The organism is Dermacoccus sp. UBA1591, assembly GCF_002322065.1.
In the GTDB taxonomy this organism is placed as follows: domain Bacteria; phylum Actinomycetota; class Actinomycetes; order Actinomycetales; family Dermatophilaceae; genus Dermacoccus; species Dermacoccus nishinomiyaensis.
This window is the reverse complement of the sequence record NZ_DCNR01000069.1, coordinates 395-2,602: the sequence shown is the minus strand read 5'-3', so window position 1 is coordinate 2,602 and position 2,208 is coordinate 395. Positions and strand designations below refer to the sequence as shown.

At 67.4% G+C, this 2,208-nt stretch carries 1 protein-coding gene; it reads left to right on the top strand.

Annotated features, from left to right (window positions below):
* Positions 1 to 2,208: DNA gyrase subunit A (gene gyrA / locus B2284_RS07170; protein ID WP_286697329.1), on the top strand; the 2,208-nt coding region annotated here is incomplete at both ends.

The following is a 2,208-nucleotide window of genomic DNA, read 5'->3' as shown; positions in this document are numbered from 1 at the left end:
ATCTACGACGCCCTCGTGCGTCTCGTGCAGCCGTGGTCGATGCGCTACCCGCTCGTCGACGGCCAGGGCAACTTCGGTTCGCCCGGCAACGACGGCGCAGCCGCCCCGCGATACACCGAGTGCCGCATGGCGCCCCTCGCGATGGAGCTCGTGCGCGACATCCACGAGAACACCGTCGACTTCGAGCCCAACTACGACGGCAAGACGCTGCAGCCCAGCGTCCTGCCGAGCCGTTTCCCGAACCTGCTCGTCAACGGCAGCGCCGGCATCGCTGTCGGCATGGCGACGCAGATCCCGCCGCACAACCTGCGCGAGGTCGCCGACGCCGCGCAGTGGCTGCTCGCGAACCCCGAGGCCTCGCGTGAGGCACTGCTCGAAGAGTGCCTGCGTCGCATCCCCGGCCCGGACTTCCCGACCGGCGCGCTCATCATGGGCAAGCGCGGCGTCGAGGACGCCTACCGCACCGGCCGCGGCAGCATCACGATGCGCGCCGTCGTCAACGTCGAGGAGATCCAGGGCCGTCAGTGCCTCGTCGTCACGGAGCTGCCGTACCAGGTCAACCCAGACGCGCTCGCCGAGAAGATCGCGATGCTCGTCAAGGACGGCAAGATGGCCGGCATCGCCGACATCCGTGACGAGACGTCCGGCCGCACCGGCCAGCGCCTCGTCATCGTGCTCAAGCGTGACGCGATCGCCAAGGTCGTGCTCAACAACCTCTACAAGCACACGCAGCTGCAGCAGAACTTCGGCGCGAACATGCTCGCCCTCGTCGACGGTGTGCCGCGCACGCTGCCGATCAGTGCGTTCATCCGCTACTGGGTCGAGCACCAGATCGACGTCATCGTGCGCCGCACGCAGTTCCGTCTCGACGAGGCCGAGAAGCGCATCCACATCCTGCGCGGTCTGTTGAAGGCCCTCGACATGCTCGACGAGGTCATCGCCCTCATCCGTCGCAGCCCGACGGTCGACGATGCCCGCACGGGCCTCATCGAGCTGCTCGACATCGACGAGATCCAGGCCAACGCCATCCTCGAGATGCAGCTGCGTCGCCTCGCGGCGCTCGAGCGTCAGCGCATCATCGAGCAGCACGACGAGCTGCAGTCGAAGATCGACGACTACAAGGACATCCTGGCCAAGCCGGAGCGTCAGCGTCAGATCGTCAGCGACGAGCTCGCCGAGATCGTCGAGAAGTACGGCGACGACCGTCGCAGCCAGATCGTGCCGTTCGACGGTGACATGAACATGGAAGACCTCATCCCCGAAGAGGACGTGGTCGTCACCATCACGCGCGGCGGCTACGTCAAGCGCACGAAGGTGAGCGAGTACCGCAGCCAGCGTCGCGGTGGCAAGGGTGTGCGCGGCGCGACGCTGCGCGGTGACGACGTCGTCGGGCACTTCTTCACGACCTCGACGCACGACTGGCTGTTGTTCTTCACGAACGCCGGCCGCGTCTACCGGACGAAGGGCTACGAGCTGCCGGAGGGCTCGCGCGACAGCAAGGGCCAGCACGTCGCGAACCTGCTCGCGTTCCAGCCGGGCGAGCAGATCGCTCAGGTCATGGCGCTGCGCACCTATGCCGACTCGGAGTACCTTCTGCTCGCGACCCGCAACGGCCTCGTCAAGAAGACGCGCCTGTCGGAGTATGACTCGCCGCGTTCGGGCGGCCTCATCGCCGTCAACCTGCGTGACGGCGACGAGCTCGTCGGTGCCGGCCTCGCGACGCACGACGACGACGTCCTGCTCGTCAGCCGCAAGGGCCAGGCCGTGCGTTTCGCTGCGACGGACGACTCACTGCGTCCGATGGGCCGATCGACGTCGGGTGTCACCGGCATGAAGTTCCGAGAAGGCGACGAACTGCTGTCGATGAACGTCGTGCCGAAGGGCGCGAACGAGGTCGAGCGCGGGGCCGACGAGAAGCTGTGCGTCTTCGTCGTCTTCGAGAACGGGCTCGCCAAGCGCACGCCCGTGGAGGAGTACCCGACGAAGGGGCGCGCGACGCTCGGCGTCAAGGTCGCGACGATCTCAGAGCGAGGCGGTGACCTCGTCGGCGCGCTCGTCGTCGAGAACCGTGACGAAGTGATGGTCGTCATGGAGAAGGGCAAGATCGTCCGCTCGGCCGTCGCCGAGGTGCGTGAGACGGGCCGCAACACGCAGGGCGTGCAGTTCGCGACGCCCGGCAAGGGCGACTCGATCGTCGCCGTCGCGCGC